Source organism: Granulicella tundricola MP5ACTX9, assembly GCF_000178975.2.
Classification (GTDB): Bacteria; Acidobacteriota; Terriglobia; order Terriglobales; family Acidobacteriaceae; genus Edaphobacter; species Edaphobacter tundricola.
Genome location: NC_015065.1, coordinates 82,598 through 103,565, shown reverse-complemented (window position 1 = coordinate 103,565; position 20,968 = coordinate 82,598). Strand labels below are relative to the sequence as shown.

Here is a 20,968-nt window from a genome sequence, read left to right as displayed (position 1 = left end):
GAGATCGGAGCAGGCGGCCCGGAAGCAAAGAACGATTTCAGGAGATCAGAATGACCAACATCTTTAATCAGACGCGGACCAGTCAAAAACTGTCCCGCGCAGCAGGTCTGGGAATGCTTGCCGGTTCGCTCACGATGATGCTGCCGAGCGCCATGGCGCAATCGGACACCGGACGCGTCGTCGGAACGGTGACTGACACGACCGGGGCCGCCATCCCCAACGCCACGATCACCCTTACCAACACCGCGAACGGCAGTATCCGCGTAGACAAATCCAGCGGCTCAGGTGAGTTGAACATCTCAGCCGTCCCTGCCGGAGACTATTCGGCCAAGATCGAAGCGACCGGTTTCCAGTCGCAGAACGTCAACCTCACGGTCGTCGTCACCCAGGTCCAGACCCTCTCGTTCAAGCTGGCCCCCGGCTCCGAGCAACAGACAGTCGAGGTCACAGCCGCAGCCGCCCTGGTAAACACCTCGGACGCCACTCTGGGAGAGACGATCGAAGGCAAGCAGATCACTGAACTGCCTCTCAACGGTCGCAACGCCCTCAATCTGGCCCTCCTCACCCCAGGCGTAACGCAGGGGGCCTACGGGGAGTCTGGCAATGATCCCTCCAACCGTAACGGCGAAAGCGGCGGCTCTGCACTTTCAGTCAATGGAACCCGTCCTCAGGCGAATAACTTTCTGCTGGACGGCGTGGACAACAACGACGGTCTGCAAAACATCATCCTGTTCTTCCCGCCGGTGGACGGGACACAGGAGTTCAAGGTCAACACCAGCGTCGCTCCGGCTCAGTTTGGCAGGGCGGGCGGTGCCTTGGTTGTGGCGTCGATCAAGTCCGGCACCAACGGCGTGCACGGCTCAGCGTTCGATCAATACCGCAGCGGGAAGTTTGCCGCCAACCCCAACTACAGCTTTCTGGGAGCGCCGCCGGTGGCCAATCCTCCCTACAACCGGAATCAGTTCGGCGGGTCCGTCGGCTTTCCATTCCTCAAGGATAAGCTCTTCATGTTCGGAGACTACGAAGGAACGCGCGAGTCCCTGCCCGGCAACTCGGCTTACATTACGGTCCCGACAGTGAAGATGAGAACAGGTGACTTCTCGGAGCTGCTCAATCCCGGCCAGACCTACGGAAACTTTGACACCACCTTTCCCGCCTGCGTTCCAAACGCCGGAACGCTGAACAACAACATCTCCGGCAACAGCAAGGGCCAGATCTACGATCCACAGACATGCACACCTTTTCAAAATAATCAGATTCCCATGGCACGCCTGAACACGGCCGCGGTCAACTATCTCAACGCGTTCCCACTACCCTCCCGGTCTGACCGTGCGCTGCAGAACTATCTTTCGCAACAGCAGTCCGCCATTAAGTACAACCGTTTCGACGCTCGCCTGGACTACTCCCTCACGAAAAAGGATCTCTTCTTCCTGCGCTTCTCTTATGACAACTCGACCAACGGCGCCACCTCGCAGCTTGGGCCGACCCTGCCCAATAATGCCGGCACTAGTTATGTTCATGCGCGCGGCTACGATCTCGGCTACACCCGCACCTTCTCGCCAAGCATCGTGAATGAGGCTCGACTGGCTTATAACCGCGACAACTACGGCTATCAACCACCGAACTACGGCCAGAACATCTCCGCGGACCTGGGTATCGTGAATGCGAACCGCAATCTGGAGACGAGCGGAGGAGCATTGATTGGTGGCAGCAATGACCAGCTTGAATACAGCGGAGACTATGGCCTCTTCGCGGTTCCACAAAACACCTACGAACTCACCGACACCTTGAACATTCAGCGTGGAGCGCACTCGTTGAAGGTCGGTGGCACCTACCTCCTGCGGCAGACTCAGTTCTTCCGTCCCATCTCCGGCAAGGGCTTCTTCGCCATCGCTTATCACGGCACAGACTTCACGGGCTGGGAGACCTCAGAGTTGCTGGTCGGCGGTGTGGACAACTATGCAATCGGCGCACAGGATGGCTACTTCGGCAATATCAGCAATGAAGATGGCGTCTTCGCCCAGGATGATTGGCGCGTCACGCCGAGGCTGACCTTGAACCTGGGGATCCGTTGGGACCTGCTCACCTGGCCTTACGAGAAGCATAACCAGCAGGCGGCCTTCAATCCCACCAACGGAACCGTGATGATCGCCGGACAGAACGGTATCTCACGCAGCATCATCAACCAGGACTATCTCAACTTCGCCCCGCGCGTCGGCTTCGCTTATGACGTCTTTGGCGACGGCAAGACAGCCCTGCACGGTGGCTACGGGTTGTTCTACTTCCCTGACTACGGCGGCATCAGCAACCAGCTTGGGCAGCAGCCTCCCTTCGGCGGCAGCGCAACCTACTACGCCCGCAACGGGTATTGCGTGACCTTCACCGGCCAGACGACCCTGGGCAATCCCTATACCTGCCCCGGATATACGACCGGTAATTCCGCAAAGATCGCCCTTCCCCTGCCGGGCTTCCCGAACTTCAATCCCGCAGCTCCTCCGGCCGGCCTGGGCGGCCTCGCAGTTGACCGCGACAACAAACACAGCCGTCTCCAGCAGTACAACCTCCAGTTGCAGCAGCAGCTTGGTTCCAGAGACGTACTCAGCATCGCGTACGTGGGCACCCACGCTGATCGGCTCTCCACCTACTATCCCATCAACAGCTACAACTTCAACACCACCGCGCTGCCCTTCCCAACCTTAGGCGGAATCAGCCTGAACGAGTACAACGGCATCTCCTGGTACAACGGTCTTCAGGCACATTACGAACATCGTCAAGGGAATGCCCTGCTCACCGCCTCTTACACCTGGTCGCATGCGCTGGATGATTCGCCAGATGCCTTCGGCGCGGGGTCAACTGTCTCCATCGCATCGAACCCTTTCGCCTCTTACGGCAACTCGGCTCAGGACCAGCGTCACATCTTCTCAGGTTCTGCGGTGTACAACTTCCCTTTTGGCCGGGGACAGGCCTTCGGTGGCAACGCAAATCGATTCATGGATCTGCTGATCGGCGGGTGGCAGTCCAATCTCGTCGGCCTCTTCCAGACCGGCCAGCCATTTGATATTTCGACTGGCGTCAACAGCCCCGGCAATCGCCCAGATCTGATTGCCCCCATCTCCTACCCCAAAAAGATCATCGGACAGTGGTTCAATACGGCGGCGTTTTCAGACAATATTCCCACTCTCAACGTAAGTGGAACCGGTGTCTACACGCGGGTCGGAACGCTCGGACGCAATCAGGTCTATGGGCCTGGATACCGCAGCGTAAACCTTGGCGTACAGAAGAACCTGCACTTTACGGACCGCATCTCGCTCGAATTGCATGGAGATGCGTTCAACGTCCTCAACACGCCCGAGTTCACCAATCCAAGCTCCGCCGTCACCAGCGGAACCTTCGGTGAAATTACCGGGACGCGTCAGAACTCCGCCCGGCAGATTCAGTTGACCTCCCGCCTGGTGTTCTAAACCACTCACCCCAAGCGTGGCTGCAGTTGCTGTCACGCTTGGGCAATTCTTTCTTCTCCTCGCGAAACGCCAATCCACATCTCATCCTCAGGAGCACCATGACAGCCTCAGCCCTTCGCAGGTCTCTCCTGCTGACTGCCCTCTGCCTGTGCGCCTCTCTGCCCGCCTCGCTCGCGCAGATGCCCGCCGTCCCCACAACCCCATCCACCACGCCGCTCGGCGCAACGCAGGGCCACATCCCACCGCCTTGGCTTGAATCCGCAGTCGTCTACGAGATCTTCCCACGCTCCTTCTCTCCAGAGGGAAACCTCGCCGGCGTGACCAAGGGCCTCGATCGCCTGCAAAAACTCGGCGTCAACGTCCTCTGGCTGATGCCTTTGAACCCGGTCGGGCAAGTCAAGAAAAAGGGCTCCTCAGGCAGCCCATACGCCGTCCAGGACTACTACGCCATCAACCCCGAGTACGGCTCAAAAGACGACCTCCATCACCTCATCCAGGAAGCCCACCGCCGCCAGATGAAGGTCATCGTCGATATCGTCGCCAACCACACCTCCTTCGATAGCGTCATGATGTCGCACCCCAACTTCTACAAGCATGACTCCACCGGCAAGATCCTCTCGCCCTACGACTGGACCGACGTCGCCGCACTCGACTACACCCAGCCCGAGCTCCGCCGCTACATGACGGACATGCTCCTCTACTGGATCAAGGACTTCGACCTCGACGGCTTCCGCTGCGACGCCGCTGGCGAGATCCCCACCGACTTCTGGGAGAATGCACGCAAGGAGCTTGACCGCGTCCACCCCGGTCTCATCATGCTTGCAGAAGCCAGCAAGCCAGAGTTGCTCCGCAGCGCCTTCGACTTCGATTACTCCTGGCCCATGATGGCCTCGCTCAACGAAATCATCGAGCACGGAGCCCCCGCAAGCACCCTCCGCACCACGCTCGAGCACGAGCAAAAGCTCTTCCCCCAGAACGCGGCCCACATGCGCATGTTTGACGACCACGACGAGCAGCGCGCCCTCGCCCGTTACGGCATCAACGGCTCCCTCGCCGCCGCCGCCTTCATCTTCACCTACGACGGCGTCCCCATGCTCTACAACGGTATGGAGGTCAGCGACCCAACCGAATCCGGTGCACCCGCCCTCTTTGAGCCCCTAAAGATCTGGTGGCAAGCCGGCGAGATGCGCCCCGAGTTCCCCCGCTTCTACGACTTCATGATCCACTACCGCGAACGCCAACCAGCCCTGCTTCACGGCAAGACCTCATGGCTCCACAACTCCAATGAAGCTCACGTCGTCAGCTATAAACGCTCGACCCCGAACGAAGAATTCCTCATAGCCATCAACCTATCCAGCACGCCATTTCGCGGCACCATCGAGTCTTCAGCCCCGTGGACGGAGGTCAGCATCCCACTTCGCAAACCACCTTCAAACACCGGGGAACCTGACGAGCACCATCCCGATTATCCCGAAGCAGCCCTGCCTGCACTCTCATTGGAGCCATTCGGCTTCCGCATCTTCCATCGCTCTCTAACGCCTGTCGCAAAGACCGCTTCCGCCGAATAATCCACCAGACTCTTCATGAGTGGATAATCTACTGCATGCGCTATCCGCCAGCGAAGCGAAGACGAATACCGCCCGACTTCACTTCTGATCGTCCCTTCGCCTGGTAGCGAGTCGTCGAACTTCCTCAAAGCGTTGCTAAGCAGCGACTTCGTGTGGAGTGCCCGATCGTTTGTGCCGTTGGATGAGGTTAGCGCAGCTTCTTCTGAGTTCAAGTAGCCGCCGTCGGGGGTGAACCATGCCTCCGGTGCTGGTGGTCTGTAGCTGAGCGAGGAGTGTGGTCTGACGGTGTTGGAGTGGACGCGCCAGCGTTCGGCCAGCACGCGCAGTTCTTTCATCGAGTAGAAGATCTCACCGTTGAGGAACTCATCTCTGAGTTTCGAGTTAGAGCTTTCGCAGTAGCCGTTCTCCCACGGTGAACCGGGCGCGATGTACAGTGTTTTTGCCCCTGTCTTTGCCAGCCATCTTCGTAGGTCCTTCGCGACGACGTCCGGCCCATTGTCCGAGCGAAGGTGTTCCGGCACTCCCTTCATCACCATCACATCGGCCAGCGCAGAGATGACCCTGGAGCTTGACCAGCGGCGTTCCGCACGCACCAGCAGGCTTTCTCTGGTGTGTTCGTCGATCAGGTTGAGAAGCCGTACGCTGCGGCCATCATGCGTCCGAGCACTGACGAAGTCGTAGCTCCATACATGGTTCCGCCGCTCCGGCCTGAGCCGCACGCACGAGCCATCGTTGAGCCACAGGCGTCCTCGTGGCTTCTGCTTCTGCGGGACCTTCAGCCCCTCGCGACGCCAGATACGCTCCACGCGATCCTTGCCCACCCGCCAGCCTGCTCGCTTCAGCAGCGCCGTGATCCGGCGATAGCCATAACGACCGTACTGGCTGGCAAGCCGAACGATCGCCTGCGTGAGCGCATCTTCGTCTTCCCGCCGGATCGCACGGTAGCGCTGCGTGCCGCGCGGCTGGGAGGCCAGCCGGCATGCCCTGCGCTCTGTCATCCCATGCTGCTGCTGTGCATGGTCTGCTGCGATCCGTCGTCGCTCAGGGCTTAGAAGTTTCCCGAGGCGAAGTTCTTCAACGCAAGATTATCCAGGCTCAGGTTCGCTACCAAACGCTTCAGCTTGGAGTTCTCCTGCTCCAACCCCTTCAGTCGCTTCGCCTGGTCCACCTGCAACCCGCCGTACTCCTTGCGCCAGCGGAAGTAGGTCTGCTCCACGATCCCGGCTTCCTTACACGCCAGAGCCGTCGTCTTCCCGTTCGCTACGGCTACTTCGATCTGTCGCAACAGATTTACCACCTGCTCAGGCTGGTACTTCTTCCCTCGTCCCATATGCCCTCTCTTTGTCCAGTGTCTCTCTTATCCACTGGCACATTTCAAGCCGGACACTCCATAAGTCTCTCATTACTAATGACGGGTTTTAGAGAGACAAGATCTAAAGCACCTGCGCAGGAATCGTATGGTACACTCTTAAGGCTGTCTCACCCAGTATGTTTGAGCGTTCAAACGCGGAAAGTGGAGCTATCCATTCCTCCACGGTTTGCCACCATTGCCTGTAGCCGCATCGCATTGTTAAGACAGGCCAGTCCGTGCCGGTCATGAGGCGGCTGGGGCCGAAGGTTTCGAGTACGACATCGAAGTAGGGTTTGAGGAACTCGGGGTTCCACGGTGTTCCCCGTGTTTCCGTAACCATTCCAGAGATCTTGCAAGTCACATTCGATAGATCGGCGAACTCTCGAATCAGTCTGGACCAGAAAGCAAAACCGACCGCCTCCATATTGGGTTTAGCGATGTGATCGATGACAAAAGACTGTTGCGGATGGCGGCGCACAAAGCGAAGAGCCTCCTCCAACTGCTTTGAGAAGATCAGTAGATCATAGGTCAAGCCGCACCGTGTGAGTTGGCGGATTCCACGGTTGAAGCCAGGATCATCCAGGAAGCCGGGAGGCTCCGCTTGCACGATGTGCCGCAGCCCTTTCAGCATTGGCTCTGCGGTAAGCAAGTCCAGATGATCCTCAAAGCGCACGTCCGAGATCGGGAGCCAACCGACGACTCCGCGAATCCAGGGAAATTGCCGTGCTGTGGTGAGCAGCCAGTGAGTCTCTTCGATTGTCTGGCGAGCCTGGACGGCGATAGTGCCGGTCACACCCGACACTTGGAGCAGCGGTGTCAGATCCGGGGCGAGAAAGTCTCGCCTCAACAAGTTCATGGTATCGTCGATCCAGCCGAACTCGGCCTCGTCATAGCGCCAAAGGTGATGATGAGCGTCGATCCGTTCGCCTGCGTTCTCTTGGAGACTCATAGCGTGCGGTCGAGATGCGTGTAGCCGCCATCGACGACCAGATGCTGAGCCGTGGTGTGGCCAGACTGCTTTGCAGAAAGCAGAAAAACCGTTGTAGCCGCAATCTCCGCCCCTTCGGTCATGCGGCGGCCCAGAGGAATGCGTTCCGTGATGTGGCGCAAAGCCGCCACGGGATCTGCGCGGGTGTCGAGCCAGCGCTGATAAAGCGGGGTAAGCACCTCAGCCGGCAGAACGCTGTTGACGCGGATACCAACAGGCAGCAATTCGGCAGCCCACTCACGCGTAAGGGCGAGCTGCGCGCCTTTGGCAGCCGCGTACGCCGAGGTCCCACCCTGGCCGGTCAACGCAACCTTCGAGCTGATGTTGACGATAGCGCCCTTCGCCTCCCTGAGCATGGGCAGGGCATAGTGGGCCATGGAATAGTAATGGACAAGATTTTGCCTCAAGCTCTCGAAAAAGCGGGTCGGATCGCCGCTCGCCAGGCCCACGCTATCGTTGGCTCCGGCGTTGTTGACAAGTCCATCAAGGCGTCCGTGCGTGCTGCGGGTAAACTCCACCACGCGTTTGCACTGCTCCGCTTCGGCAAGGCTTGCTTCGACGAAGTCGCAGGCTGCCCCGGATACCTTCATCTCCGCTGCAAAGCGCTGCTCGTTCTCACCCATACGGCCAACTGCGACCACCTTGGCTCCCTCGTCCAGCAGCGCGCGGGTGATGGCTTCGCCAATGCCTGCTCCGCCTCCCGTCACGATCACAACACGGCCACGCAGATCTAAATCCATACTGACCTCACACGAATTCATTAGCGCAGGTTGAAGAAGCCGCCATCCAGTGGATAGTCCACACCGGTCACAAACGACGCTTCATCACTCAAAAGGTACACGACCAGCGCGGCCACCTCTTCCGGCCGTCCCATACGGCCAATTGGCTGTGCAGCAGCCAGCTCTGTCATCTTCTCGGCCTCCGCTCCTGGATAGTTCTTTGCCAGGAAGCCATCGACGAAGGGCGTGTGAATGCGTGCCGGGGAGATGCAATTACAGCGGATACCGCGGGCGAGATAGTCCTTGGCAACCGACAGGGTCATGGCCAGCACGGCGCCTTTGGTCATGGAGTAGGCAAAGCGGTCGCTCAGTCCAGACGTTGCAGCAATCGATGCCATGTTCACAATCGCTCCGCCCTGGCCCGCGAGCATCCCTTTCACCGACTCGCGCATGCAGAGGTAAGTTCCCTGAACATTGACGCGGTATAGGCGTTCCAGGTCCGCCACGGACGTGGTTTCCAGACTCCCGACATGAGCGATACCCGCGCAATTGACCAGAAGATCGATAGGCAAACCGGCGAGCCGAAAAGCTTCCGTCACGCTCTCCTCTGACGCGACATCACACTGAATGGCAACGGCTCCAGGCAGCGTCGCCGCAGTCTCGGCCACCTTGCCTGCGTCAAGGTCCAGCAGGACAAGCTCTGCTCCGGCACGTGCAAGCGTCTGCGCGACGGCAAGACCGATACCGCTCGCTGCTCCAGTGACCACGGCACGTCTTCCATTCAGGTCGAACATGATTCCTCTTCCCGGTAAAGTCACTCGAGTTTTACCGGGCGTAATCCACGCCTGTCAAATAGGAATACGTCGAGTCGTCCACAAAGTGACATCGTGCCGCCTAATCTTCTAATGGAGGATGCTTTTCATTGACGAAAACTCACGAGTTCTTCTAAAATCGCCTCACGCGCCATCCATTTCCGGCCCCGCTCAGAGACTCACTAAATCGAGGAAGCTCTTGCACAGCACCACGATCACCCAGGTCCGCGTCATCGATCTTCGCTTTCCTACCTCGCGCGATCACATCGGGTCAGATGCGGTGAACGTCGATCCGGATTACTCGGCTGCGTATTGCATCCTTGAAACCGATTCCGGCCTTGAAGGACACGGTCTCACCTTCACGCTGGGCCGTGGGACGGACCTGGTCGTAAGTGCGATTCAGCATATCTCTACCGGCATTCGTGGACGGACCCTTGAGGAACTGACCCGCGACCTGAATGCCCTCTATCTGAACCTGACGGGCGATACCCAGTTTCGCTGGCTTGGACCGGAGAAGGGCGTCATTCATCTGGCCGTGAGCGCAGTGCTCAACGCAGTATGGGATCTTTACGCCAAATCCGAAGGTAAGCCGGTGTGGGCACTTTTAGCTGACATGACACCGGCTGAGATCGTGCGCTGCATCGACTTTCGCTACATCAGTGATGCCCTGAGCGTCGAGGACGCGATCGAACTTCTTACGCGCGGCAAACTCGGTCAGAGCGAACGTCTTGCGCAGTTGGAGCGTGAGGGCTATCCAGCCTATACGACCTCCGTGGGTTGGTTTGGCTTCTCGGACGACAAGATCCGAACACTCTGCCAGCAGGCGCTGTCGGAGGGTTGGACGCACTTCAAACTGAAGGTTGGTGGCGCGGAACAAGACGATCTACGCCGCGGACACATCGTGCGAGAGCAGATTGGCTGGACGAATAAGCTGATGGTCGACGCCAACCAGCGGTGGGGCGTGGAAGAGGCCATTCGCCGCACGCGGCTGCTGGCGGAGCTCAATCCATGGTGGATGGAGGAGCCTACCAGTCCGGACGATATCCTGGGGCATGCGAGGATCAGGCAGGAGTCCGGAGTACGCATCGCCACAGGAGAACATTGCCATAACGCGGTAATGTTCAAGCAGTTGCTACAGGCAGAGGCGATCGATGTCTGCCAGATCGATTCCTGCCGCGTGGCCAGCGTCAATGAAAATCTCGCGATCCTGCTGATGGCTGCAAAGTTTGGCGTGCCGGTCTGCCCGCATGCAGGCGGCGTCGGCCTGTGCGAATATGTTCAGCATCTCTCGGTTTTCGATTTCTTAAGCGTCTCCTGTTCGCTTGAAAATCGTGTGATCGAGTATGTCGATCATCTGCATGAACACTTCGTCGCTCCGGTCGCAATCCGGCGGGGACATTATCTGCTGCCCAAAGCGCCAGGGTACAGCGCACAGATTCTCCCTGCTTCCCTTGCGGAGTTTTCTTTCCCGTACGGTCAGACATGGCAGGCTTCGTCAGAGCAGAATGGGAAGGTCGATGAAGTTCATATCATTCACGCATGAAGGTAGCGCAGGAAGCGGCGTCCTGCGCGATGAGAAGGTCTATCCGCTTACCGGAGATCTGCTCTCTCACATCGCCAGCGGTGACACCCAGCCTGCGCTGACCGGTGCCGCGATCCCTTTGAGCTCCGTGCAGTTGACCGCACCTCTGTTAAACCCGCCACGTATCTTTGGGATCGGTCTCAACTACCGCGAACACGCGGCCGAATCCAAAATGAAGGTACAGGACGTGCCAACCGTCTTCCTGAAGCTGTCGCAGTCCTTGTGCGGTGACGGCGATGACGTTCTCCTGCCATCGGACGCGACGCAGCCTGACTACGAAGCCGAGTTAGCAGTGGTCATCGGTCGCGGGGGACATCGCATTGCGGAGGCGGACTGGCAGCAGCATGTCTTTGGCTACACCATCCTGAATGACATCAGCGCACGCGGCGTGCAACTGGCAACAACCCAGTGGACGCTGGGCAAAAGCTTCCCTACCTTCACCCCCCTGGGGCCGACGATCGTCACGGCAGATGAGGTCCCGGACCCGCACGCACTCTACATTCGCCTGACGCTTCAGGGTGAAGTCATGCAGGAAGCCAACACGCGCGACCTGATCTTCCGCATCCCTGCGCTCATCGCCTACCTCTCTTCCATCACGCCGCTTATGCCGGGAGACATCATCAGCACTGGCACCCCGCCGGGTGTGGGGCTGGGCCGCACACCGCAACGGTGGCTCCTTCCAGATGAGGAGATGGTGATCGAAATTGAGAAACTGGGTACGCTCCGCAATCGAACCCGCGCCGTATAACTCCATAATCTCTACCCGCGCGCGCCGCCTATTGTTTCGGTAATCTCTGCCGCGGCCACGCGCAGCGCGGAGATGACGTCCGCAACCCCGACTTGAGAGCCCGTGTACTGAATAAAAGGTACCGTCAGCGCAGCGATGGCTGCACCGCGATCATCGAACACCGGGAAGCTGACGTTGACGACACCCTTCACTAGGTAGCTCGCTCGCTTCTCATAACAGCCCTTGCGGATGCTGGCCAGGTGTAACTCAAGATCCTTGGGAGGCTTGTTGCCCGTCTCCGCGCTCCACGCCTGAACCATCCGCACACGCTGCTCCGGAGACTGATGCGCCAGTAGCACGTAACCGCTGGCTGCTTCCATCAGATCGGCAGTAGAGCCCAGCTTGACGTAAAAGCCGAGGTTGGTAGGAGCATTGACCTGGGCCAGAAAGACGACCTGCCCCCCTTCCACCACACCAAGATGGCATGACTGAAGCGTGCTGTGCGCCAGACGATGCATGACGGGCAACGCCTTGGCCACCAGCAACTCCGTGGGTGGATGCTCCTGCACCAGCTTGAACAGCTTCAGGGTAAGGACGAAGCGTTCATCACGGGCTTGCGCAATGTACCCCCGCGATTGAAGGCAGACAAGCATGCGGAAGATCTCGGAGACGGTTCGTTGCAGTTCGCGCGCAATCTGGCTCTTGGTCAGGCCTTCCGGCTGCCGCGCCAATAACTCCAGAACATCAAGACCTTTTTCCAGTGCAGGGGTCGCATACTGCTGTATCTTCGGCTTGGGCTGAACCTTCTTTTTTGTCGTCATGTTTTTCACCAGTGAACGATCAGCATATACCACCGCCTCCCGGCGGTTGCCTTCACAGTGCCGACTTTTGCTCTCCTGCATCTCAATGCAGTTTGTATGGAACCGCTGGTGTGGCGACGAGCTCGGTCCTGCCGCGCGGTGGCAGCTTCTCCGCACCTTGGAGTCCTTTACCGGTGACGTTATCGATTCGCAGTAAGGGGCCAGTGAAACCGGAGACAGCAATTCCCCGAAGCGTAGCGTGCGTGATGTTCGCAAGCTCCAGGCCCTTGGCACAAGTCCCCGTAAAGCCGTCAAGCGTTAGGCCATCAAGCAGCTTGTCGGCGCTGATCTCCTTGGCTTCCACCAGCACCGGTGCGTCGTCGACGTGAATACGCAGAAAGCTGATGTTGCGGAAGAGCGGCAACCCATCCAGCCCCGGCACCGGGTTCTCATCCTGCACACCGGCACTAGTCTGGCTGATCTTCAGGAAGCCCATGCGCATCTTGGCTGCGCTCATATCCCGTACGGTAAGGTCTTCAATAAACGCCCCGCGACCGACACGGCTCTTGATGTAGACCGCGAACTTGTACACACTGGTCACGCGGCAACCTTCGATCAGCACCCTGCGAATGCCTGCTGAGGTCTCGCTGCCGATGCCGATACAAGCAAAACCTCGCCCTTCCAGCGTGCAGTTGACGATGCGCACATCTTCGGTTGGCCGCGCGAGCTGATAAGCCTCTTCACCACGTCCGGACTTCAGCGAGATGCAGTCGTCTCCGGACGCGATGTCGCACGTATCGATCAGGACATGCCGGCAAGAATCGATGTCGATGCCGTCGCCGTTCGTCAGCGTGCTGCGGACGGTCAGATTGCGAAAGACCAGGTTGTCGCAGCAGGTGGGATGAATGGACCACATATGCGCGTAGCTGGTGGAGAAGCCCTCCAGATGCACGTCATCGCAGTAGAGAAACTCGATCAGCGCCGGCCGGCGCAACGGATTTTCCTTTGTCGGTCGGCCCGCCACAGCCACATTTCCCTCGATGCTGCCAGGGCCAAGGACCGCAATCTTCCTCGCGTCCAATGCATGGATGAGGCCCAGGTAGCCAGGAATCCACTTGCCCTCCCAGCGCACCTGGGAGACGGCGTAGTGCGCCAGGTCGGGCGATCCAAGGATCACACACTCAGCAGCCAGCCGCAGGGTTACCTTAGTCCGAAGGCTAACCGATCCAGTCAGGTATCGACCCGCAGGAATGATCACCTCTCCTCCACCCAGAACGCCGCACCGATCGATCGTTCGTTGCAGGCTTTCCGTTTCAAGCGTGATTCCGTCACCGATTGCGCCGAAGTCTCGCACGTTCAGTTGCACCGACGGGGCTGCGGTAACGGGCGTAGTATGAGCCTTCTTTTCGAGAGCAAAGACGGGAGATGTGAACGTTGCGGCTGCCCCGGCCTGCAACATCGTCTTCAGAAACGTTCGTCTCGGGGATGCATTCATTCGCTCGGTCATAGTCGCTTCTTTTATAGTCCGGCAAGTTCTCATCAGTAAAATTATTTTTTCAAAATTAATCCGTGTACTCGCAAAAGGACGTGACGAAGGAACCGCCACACGATCACCCCGCGCGAATCAATGATCACGAGACCCCTGCAAACAAAGAACTTCCAGTCATCGAAGCTACCTTACGAACAGGTTCTATCTAATTCCTTTGGCGAAACAATTTTTCCATTGACAGAATTCGCAGCGGCTCACTAAGATTCTCGCCGTTACCTCAAGAACCCTTTTGGAGCTCCTACGCCATGAAAACCCGCCGCCCTTCCAGGAGTCTTTCCCTCGTTGCAACCACCGCCTGCTTCTCCCTCGCGACCTTCGCCGCCCAGGCACAGATCGCTGGGACAGGTGGCATCTCCGGGACCGTGCAGGACAAGGACGGCGCGTTGATTCCCGGAGCCAAAATCACAGTGAGGGAGAACGCCACTGGGGTTTCGACCGTGCGGCAGTCCACCGGCTCCGGCTACTACGTCATCTCGCCCTTGATTCCCGGCGTGTACACCGTCACCGTGGAAGCGCCAGGATTCCAAGTCTTCCGCCAGGAAAACCTGACCGTAGATGCGCTGGCCACAGTCGGCCTCAATCCAAAGCTCACGGTCGGCGCACAGAGCGAGACCATCACCGTCAGCACCGCCCCTGCCGCACTGCAGACCACCAACGCCACTCTGGGCGGCGTCATTGAGAACGCAACCTATTCCGAACTTCCTTTGCAGATCACCTCGGGCGGCCCGCGTGATCCAACCAGCTTTGTCACTCTGCTTCCCGGTGTCAATAGTGGTGGTCGTGCCGGCATCTTCGATGGCTCTGGCTCCGGAAACTCAAACGAGATGTACATCGAAGGCGTGCCCCAGACGACGGTCGATTCGCAAGGCGATAACCGTAAGCTCAACCAGAACCTTGCCATTGAAGCAGTCGACCAGTTTCAGGTACAGACCAGTGGCTCTTCCGCGCAGTACCAGGGCCTTGGCGTGGAGAACTACTCCATCAAGCAGGGCACGAACACCTTCCACGGCAACGCCAACTTCTACATTCGCAACACGGCCTTCGATACCTGGGGATACTTCCAGCCGTGGGTCCCCATCGTGCGCGCAGACGGTACAACCGGCCTTCCGACCAAGAAGAATCCCGAGCATCAGGATGAGCTCTCGCTCTCCCTCGGCGGTCCCATCCTCAAGGACAAGCTCTTCTTCTTCGCCAACTACGACCGCTACCACTACAACGGCATCACCAACCCCACCTACCAGACCATCCCCACGGTCGATGCACGCAACGGCGATTTTACGGCCTATGCAGCGGCCAACCCGGGCTACGACATCTACGACCCAACGACCGTTACAGCCTGCACTACGGCCAACAAGGGCGTCACCTGTGCCTACCCTTTCATGGGCGTTAAGAATGGCGTCCCCACCAAGGACGTGATCCCAACCGCTGAGATCTCACCTATCGCAAAGGCCATGCAGTCCTATCTTCCGCCGGTCGCGAACGGTAACCTGACCAGCAACTATTTGGCCGGACGCGTCACGGGCCTGCAGGTCTGGGGCTTCACCGGCCGCGTAGATTACGACCTCTCGCCCCGCCAGCAACTCGCCTTCATCTCCACCTCCGGCGTCAAGCACATTCCACCGTACGACTACGGCGCGACCTCCGTCCTTCCCTACCCTTACACCAACGGAACGATTGTCACGGAGACAACCACCACCGATATCGTCAAGCACACCTATACCTTCAGCCCACACGCAGTAAACCAGCTGCGCTACGGCTTCACCCGCTTCTCCGCGCCCATCGGCAATGCAACAGACGGAGGCTCGGTCACAGCGTCGACCCTCGGCATCGGCAACCTGCCGGCTGGTCTCGCCTCCAGCACATTTCCCGGAGCCAGCTTCGCGGGTGGTGTAGACGCGCCCTCCGGCTTCTCCGCGCCCACTGCTTACCATGAGGGCGTAAACACCCTGACGTTTGGAGACGAGTTCGTCCTGACCAAGGGGCGTCACTCCATCACCTTCGGCGGGACCTATCAGTGGCTGGAGTTCAACCAGTCCATCTCGGACAGCTCCAGCAAACCCCTCAGCTTTGCCTTCAATGCAAGCTCCACCGCGGGTTACAACAGCGGGTCGATCAACACCAAGAGCGGGCTCGCATATGCCAGCTTCCTGCTTGGCGCTGTGGACTCATCGTCCATCTACTTCCAGAATTTTTCCACGTTAGGCGCACGTTACCGGGCCTTCTCGCCTTACGTTCAGGATGACTACAAGGTGACGAAGAACCTCACCCTCAATCTCGGTCTGCGCTGGGACTTGTATACGCCCTTCCACGAGAAGAATGACCGTTGGAGCGGCTTCAGCCCCACACAAATCAACCCCGCTACCGGAACTCCCGGTGCTCTCTTCTACTACGGCAATGGATCGGGCACCTGCAACTGCCGCACCACCGTCAACACTTGGTACAAGAACATCGGCCCACGCCTCGGCTTTGCCTATCAGGCAGCCTCTCGCACGGTGATTCGCGGAGCGTTCGCCATCATGTATACGCATAGCGGTGGCGTAGGCGGCTCAAACGCCGGCAACTATAACGGAACCGGGCAGCTCGGACTCACGGCCCAGCAGTCCTTCGTGGATTCAGGCCAGGGCGGCCAGCCAGCCTTTTACCTCAACTCCAACCTGGGCGCGTTGAGCAATACCAGCATCCCCAACTACAGCCTCACCATCAGCCCCACAGCCATCGCTAACACAGGCAACTACCTCGTCAACGGAGTCTCCCCAACCGCCTCAAGCGTCTCTTACGCTGACCCATACCTATCCGGTCGCGCACCGTATACCGTCAGCTTCAACTTCGGCATCCAGCAGGCGTTGACTCGCACCCTCACCCTGAGCGCGGACTTTGCCGGCAACCAGTCGCACTTCCTCGTTGCCAACAGCCGCGGCTTCTACCAGGATCAGCTCGCCCCTCAGTATCAGGCTTTGGGTGCGCTCTTGAAGCAGTTGCCCGGCGGGATGGATAAGGCGACCGGCAAGACCTACCTCCAAGAGGCTCAGGCGATCATCCCCGGGATCGGACTTCCGTACACAACCTTCGGCGGTTCGGCTGCCACGATCTCGCAGATGCTGAAGCCCTTCCCGCAGTATTCCAGCGTCACGGACACCTGGGGCGATATCGGCAACGCCAACTACAACGCACTCCAGATCTCCCTGCAGGAACGCAAGTGGCACGGCCTGGACCTCGCCCTGAACTACACCTACTCCAAGACCATCGACGATATCTCTGGCGTACGCAGCGGTTACCCCATCCCCAACAACGTGATTGACGGAGGCTTCGGCTCTACCCAGGCTAACCGCATCGACCGCGCCGTCAGTGCCAACAATGTTCCCAACAACCTGCGCATCTTCGGCGTGTATCAGCTTCCCTTTGGAGACAAAAGCCAGTTCGGCGGCAGCCACGCGGCCGTTCGCGCCATCATCGGCGGCTGGAAGGTCTCATACATCTACACCAAGATCTCCGGCGCGCCGCTTTCCATCACCGGCACAAGCTGCCAGACCCCTGGCTCCTGCTACCCATCCTTCAACCCGGCATTCTCCGGTTCGCCTCGTATCGGAGGAGGTTACGGCCACGGTCTGACCGCAACCACAGCCAGCACGGTCAAGTTTCTGGATGCCACAGCCTTCATCGCCACACCCGGCAACAACGGCTACAACTTCGGCAACGTCCAACGCAGTGCTCCCTTGAATCTCTATAACCTCGGCAACGCCAACCTGGACGCCGGCCTCAAACGCGAGTTCCCCCTGTTTGAGCGTTTCAAGCTCACCATGCAGGCGGACGTCATCAACGTCACCAATCACACGCAGTTCGGTGGCCTCGGCACAGCACTCGCAAGCGGAGCCTTCGGCACCTTCTCTAAACAGAACAATGGTTCGCGTGATATTCAACTCGCAGCACGGATCAACTTCTAGCCCCGTAAGTCAAACAACCAGCGAGCCCGGTGGAAACGCCGGGCGCGCATCGTTAAGCTAAACCCTTATGAGTATGCCTTCACTCTGGACTCGTCGCCGCTTCCTGTCGCACAGCTCCGCCAGTGCGTTGCTGGCTGCTCATCATCCGAGCCTCCTCGCGGGTCAGGCTGCCAGGCCCCAATCCGCCGCAACCTCACCGGAAGAGATCGCCGGCAGCGTCCGTGGCCTGATGCATGGCAAAACTGAACGTCCACTCCGTTATCGCCCGGAACAAGGCGGCTTCACCATTCGCAACAGCTCGGAATTTTTCAACCGTCCGCTCTATGGCCAGAACATCGCCTTCCGTGTCGATGCAGGCGACCTGCCCGAGTTCTCGCTCTACATGCCGGGACACGGCGGCAATCTGCGCCTGGGCTTCACCGCCCGGGGGACGGCCAAGTGGCTCTCCCAGGCAGATGAGATCGTGGCGACCTACCATGCAGGTCGCATGTCGTACACCATCAACGATGCAGCCCTTGGTTCGAATCAACTCCGTCTCGACGTGGTCACCGCGGCTCAGGGCCCCGGTCTCCATATCCGCGTCCAGTCGACGCTCGCGAAGGATGAGGTGCAGATGCTCTACGCCTTCGCCGGTGCCAGCGGCCGTAAAGGCAAGCGCGGAGGAGACATCGGCTGCGAGTCCGAACCCGTCTCTCAGTTCTTCCAGGTTCGCCCCATGGAGTGCGCCGGTAACAACTACACCATCGAAGGACACACCGCGAGGCTCACGAGCAAGGCAGTCAACCTCTCCTTCGACTTCCCCCCAGGCACCACCGCCCTCATCGGCGATGCCAGCCGCTGGAACGACGGCTGGCAAGCACTCGCGGACTCCGCCGCCTCCGGCCCGGCACTTCCTGCCCTCCTGGCATCCGTCAAGCTAAGCGCAACGCCGCTGCACCTCCGCATCAATGGTGACGTGACCATTGATGCAGAGGAGGCTTACGTCCGGCGCTGCGCGCAACTTGATGCAGTCGCCTCACGCGTCTCCCTCCAGACCCCAGATCCCTTTATCAATGCCATAGGCCCGGCAGTAGGCATAGCAGGTGACGCACTCTGGGATGAAGCCCAACACTGCGTCATGCACGGCGCAGTCGCATGGCGAAACCCTCTCGCCGGCTGGCGTGGGCCATATGTCCTCGATGCCCTGGGATGGCATGACCGCTTTATCCAGCACGCCCGTCACTGGATCGCAAAACAGAACATCGCACCGGTCACGACAGCAGTTCCAGCAATCGGCCAGCCTGACCCCGGCTCCCATCTCAGCCGGACAGAAAATCTCCTGCACAGCAACGGCGATCTCTCTCACAACCACTACGACATGAACCTCGTCTTCTTCGACGCCCTGCTGCGCCACCTGCAGTGGACGGCTGACTTGGCGTTCGCAGCCGAGATCTGGCCGGCACTCGAGCGGCATCTCGCCTGGGAGCAGCGCCTCTTCCGTCGCCTCTACGATGGGCTTCCGCTATACGAGGCCTACGCCTGCATCTGGGCCTCAGACAACCTGCAATACAACGGCGGGGGTGCCACCCACAGCACGGCCTATAACCTCTTCGCCAATCGCATGGCCGCACAGATTGCCGCCATGATCCAGAAGGACCCAGCCCCTTACGAGCGCGAAGCCACCCTTATCCAGAAGGCGATGCAAACGCATCTTTGGATCGGCTCGCAAGGCACTTACGCCGAAAGCAAGGACCTGCTCGGACCCCAGGCCGTCTACACCTCCCCAGCGCTCTGGTCCGTATACCACGCCATCGATTCCCGCGCGGCCACTCCTCGTCAGTCATGGCAGATGGCCGTGGAGCGCCTCTCCGCCATTCGTTCCGTACCCGTATCCGGCCTGTCCGTTCCCCCCGGCGGAACCATGCTCTCCTGCTCCGATTGGCTGCCGTACGAGTGGAGCCTGAACCTGCTGCTGCTCGCGGAGAACATGCACATGGCGCTCGCGCTGTGGCAAACCGGAATGGTCGATGAGGCCTATAGCCTCTTCAAGGGAAACCTGCTCGACTCCATGTTTCAGGGTCTCTGCCCCGGCAACTTCCACATGACCTCACAACTCGACGCACACCGCCAGGAAGCCCAGCGAGACTTTGGCGACCCCATCGGCATCACAGCACGCGCCCTCATCGAAGGCCTCTTCGGCGTCCAGCCCGATCTCCTCCACAACACACTCCACATTACCCCCGGCTTCCCTTCGGATTGGAACAATGCGAGCCTTCACCACCCTGACCTGGACCTCGCGTGGACGCGCACAGGCAACCGTGAATCTTGCGAGATCACCTCCCGTCTGGGCCGTCCGGTCGCGCTTTCCCTAAAGCTGCGCGCGCCCAGCACTGGCCAACCCAGGGTCAGCATCAACGGCACTCCCGCAACCGGAGCCTTCATTGCCGAAGCGGTCGGCGCACCATCCCTGCACATTCAGGCTCAGGCCCAGACTCACTGGACCGTCGCCATCGAATGGAAAGGCCCTGCCGCAGCCCCGCGTCCCGCACACCGCATCGTTCACCGCGACGACATCGTCTTCCCTCCGTCCCAGATCATCGACGACCCACAGCGCGCACTGAATCAAGGTCGAGCCACCCGCCCCGGCACCCATACCGTCTTTACCCAGGCAGGCACCCCGGACTGCCAATGGTGGATGCCACACACCTTCCTTGTCCTGGACCCATCGCCAGCCCCGGCCACTCAACCTCTCGGCACCTCACGGCCCATCGACCTCACCGCTCACCTCAACTCCTCCATCACTGAAATCTTTGAACGCGACTACGCCTCACCCCGCTCACCCTACTGCTCCCTTTCAATCCCGCAGCAGGGCATCGGAGCATGGGCAGCCTTTGATCGCCGACCCTCGATCGACGACACCGGCCTCCGCTCTCTCAACGGCGAGCTCCGCATTCCATACGGTCCCACCTTTCGCACACCCGGCGGCGCAGCTCCAAACTGCCTCTACCTCTCCCACTGGCAGCAGGACAAGCCCACCATCCGCATCCCCCTGAAAGGTTCTGCCAAGATGCTTTCCCTCCTCTTGGCCGGAAGCACCTTCCCCCAATGCAGCCGTACGGATCACGCCCACGTCCATGTGTCTTATACGGACGGCACTCGCTCAAGCCTAACGCTTCGCAACCCGGAAAACTGGTGGCCCATCGAGCAGGACTACCTCATCGACGACTATCTCTTCGTGGACGAAACCCTCCCCCCCACCCGCGTCGATCTCAAGACCGGAAAAGTCCGCTCCCTCACCCAAGCTCAGATCCAAACTCAGATCCAAACTCAGGCAAAAGGCAACGGCGGCCACATCCCCGGCGGAGCGGCCACCGTCCTGCATATCCCACTCGACCCCTCCAAAACCCTGTCCAGTTTGGAGATCACCGTCCACCTCTACGGCATCATCGTCGCATTGCTGGCCGCAACTCTAATCAGCGATTAGCGTGTCC

11 protein-coding genes and 1 pseudogene are annotated in these 20,968 nt (G+C 59.5%); 6 read left to right on the top strand and 6 right to left on the bottom strand.

Annotated features, from left to right (window positions below; genetic code table 11):
• Positions 1-50: 50 nt before the first annotated feature.
• Both ACIX9_RS20710 and ACIX9_RS24205 read left to right on the top strand, forming a co-directional pair.
• Positions 51-3,461, top strand: a complete 3,411-nt coding sequence (locus tag ACIX9_RS20710) for an outer membrane beta-barrel protein (protein ID WP_013582155.1) — start codon at positions 51-53, stop codon at positions 3,459-3,461.
• Between the two features lie 98 nt (positions 3,462-3,559).
• Complete coding sequence (locus ACIX9_RS24205; RefSeq protein WP_013582154.1) at positions 3,560-5,029, top strand: alpha-amylase family glycosyl hydrolase; 1,470 nt, start codon at positions 3,560-3,562, stop codon at positions 5,027-5,029.
• 236 nt (positions 5,030-5,265) lie between these two features.
• On the opposite strand, the pseudogene ACIX9_RS25075 reads toward ACIX9_RS24205, so the two are convergent.
• The 4 genes and pseudogenes from ACIX9_RS25075 to ACIX9_RS20680 all read right to left on the bottom strand — a co-directional run.
• A pseudogene (locus tag ACIX9_RS25075) lies at positions 5,266-6,359 on the bottom strand (IS3 family transposase); the annotation flags it as partial.
• Positions 6,360-6,462: 103 nt separating this feature from the next.
• The gene (locus ACIX9_RS20690) at positions 6,463-7,329 is read right to left on the bottom strand and encodes an amidohydrolase family protein (protein ID WP_013582151.1); all 867 of its coding nucleotides are present in this window, start codon (positions 7,327-7,329) and stop codon (positions 6,463-6,465) included.
• Positions 7,326-8,108 carry an L-fucose dehydrogenase gene (locus tag ACIX9_RS20685; protein WP_013582150.1) on the bottom strand — a complete coding sequence of 261 codons (783 nt, stop codon included), beginning with the start codon at positions 8,106-8,108 and terminating at the stop codon, positions 7,326-7,328. Before ACIX9_RS20685 ends, ACIX9_RS20690 begins: the two co-directional genes overlap by 4 nt.
• A 20-nt stretch (positions 8,109-8,128) precedes the next feature.
• Positions 8,129-8,881, bottom strand: a complete 753-nt coding sequence (locus tag ACIX9_RS20680) for an SDR family NAD(P)-dependent oxidoreductase (RefSeq protein ID WP_013582149.1) — start codon at positions 8,879-8,881, stop codon at positions 8,129-8,131.
• A 217-nt stretch (positions 8,882-9,098) separates the two neighbouring features.
• Between ACIX9_RS20680 and ACIX9_RS20675 the strand changes: the two genes are divergently transcribed.
• Both ACIX9_RS20675 and ACIX9_RS20670 read left to right on the top strand, forming a co-directional pair.
• Positions 9,099-10,442 carry an enolase C-terminal domain-like protein gene (locus ACIX9_RS20675; protein ID WP_013582148.1) on the top strand — a complete coding sequence of 448 codons (1,344 nt, stop codon included), beginning with the start codon at positions 9,099-9,101 and terminating at the stop codon, positions 10,440-10,442.
• A complete protein-coding gene (locus ACIX9_RS20670) occupies positions 10,417-11,229 on the top strand; it encodes a fumarylacetoacetate hydrolase family protein (protein ID WP_013582147.1) in 813 nt (270 codons plus the stop codon). The genes ACIX9_RS20675 and ACIX9_RS20670 overlap by 26 nt, the downstream gene beginning before the upstream one ends.
• 11 nt (positions 11,230-11,240) lie before the next feature.
• Here ACIX9_RS20670 and ACIX9_RS20665 read toward each other — a convergent pair whose 3' ends face one another.
• A complete protein-coding gene (locus tag ACIX9_RS20665) occupies positions 11,241-12,110 on the bottom strand; it encodes an IclR family transcriptional regulator (RefSeq protein ID WP_013582146.1) in 870 nt (289 codons plus the stop codon).
• A 1-nt stretch (position 12,111) separates the two neighbouring features.
• Positions 12,112-13,515, bottom strand: coding sequence for a glycoside hydrolase family 28 protein (locus tag ACIX9_RS20660; RefSeq protein ID WP_013582145.1), 1,404 nt, complete (start codon positions 13,513-13,515; stop codon positions 12,112-12,114).
• A 287-nt stretch (positions 13,516-13,802) separates the two neighbouring features.
• Here ACIX9_RS20660 and ACIX9_RS20655 point away from each other — a divergent pair, with 287 nt between their 5' ends.
• Positions 13,803-17,498, top strand: coding sequence for a TonB-dependent receptor (locus ACIX9_RS20655; protein ID WP_013582144.1), 3,696 nt, complete (start codon positions 13,803-13,805; stop codon positions 17,496-17,498).
• 67 nt (positions 17,499-17,565) lie between these two features.
• Positions 17,566-20,961, top strand: coding sequence for a DUF4450 domain-containing protein (locus tag ACIX9_RS20650; RefSeq protein WP_049789467.1), 3,396 nt, complete (start codon positions 17,566-17,568; stop codon positions 20,959-20,961).
• The last annotated feature ends 7 nt before the right edge of the window (positions 20,962-20,968 follow it).

What these genes read in the sequence shown, in the direction of transcription:
- ACIX9_RS24205 (WP_013582154.1), top strand. Translation starts at nt 3,560, where the DNA reads ATGACAGCCTCAGCCCTTCGCAGGTCTCTCCTGCTGACTGCCCTCTGC.
- ACIX9_RS20685 (WP_013582150.1), bottom strand. Translation starts at nt 8,108, where the DNA reads ATGGATTTAGATCTGCGTGGCCGTGTTGTGATCGTGACGGGAGGCGGA.
- ACIX9_RS20655 (WP_013582144.1), top strand. Translation starts at nt 13,803, where the DNA reads ATGAAAACCCGCCGCCCTTCCAGGAGTCTTTCCCTCGTTGCAACCACC.
- ACIX9_RS20670 (WP_013582147.1), top strand. Translation starts at nt 10,417, where the DNA reads ATGAAGTTCATATCATTCACGCATGAAGGTAGCGCAGGAAGCGGCGTC.
- ACIX9_RS20710 (WP_013582155.1), top strand. Translation starts at nt 51, where the DNA reads ATGACCAACATCTTTAATCAGACGCGGACCAGTCAAAAACTGTCCCGC.
- ACIX9_RS20665 (WP_013582146.1), bottom strand. Translation starts at nt 12,110, where the DNA reads ATGCAGGAGAGCAAAAGTCGGCACTGTGAAGGCAACCGCCGGGAGGCG.
- ACIX9_RS20680 (WP_013582149.1), bottom strand. Translation starts at nt 8,881, where the DNA reads ATGTTCGACCTGAATGGAAGACGTGCCGTGGTCACTGGAGCAGCGAGC.
- ACIX9_RS20660 (WP_013582145.1), bottom strand. Translation starts at nt 13,515, where the DNA reads ATGACCGAGCGAATGAATGCATCCCCGAGACGAACGTTTCTGAAGACG.
- ACIX9_RS20650 (WP_049789467.1), top strand. Translation starts at nt 17,566, where the DNA reads ATGAGTATGCCTTCACTCTGGACTCGTCGCCGCTTCCTGTCGCACAGC.
- ACIX9_RS20690 (WP_013582151.1), bottom strand. Translation starts at nt 7,329, where the DNA reads ATGAGTCTCCAAGAGAACGCAGGCGAACGGATCGACGCTCATCATCAC.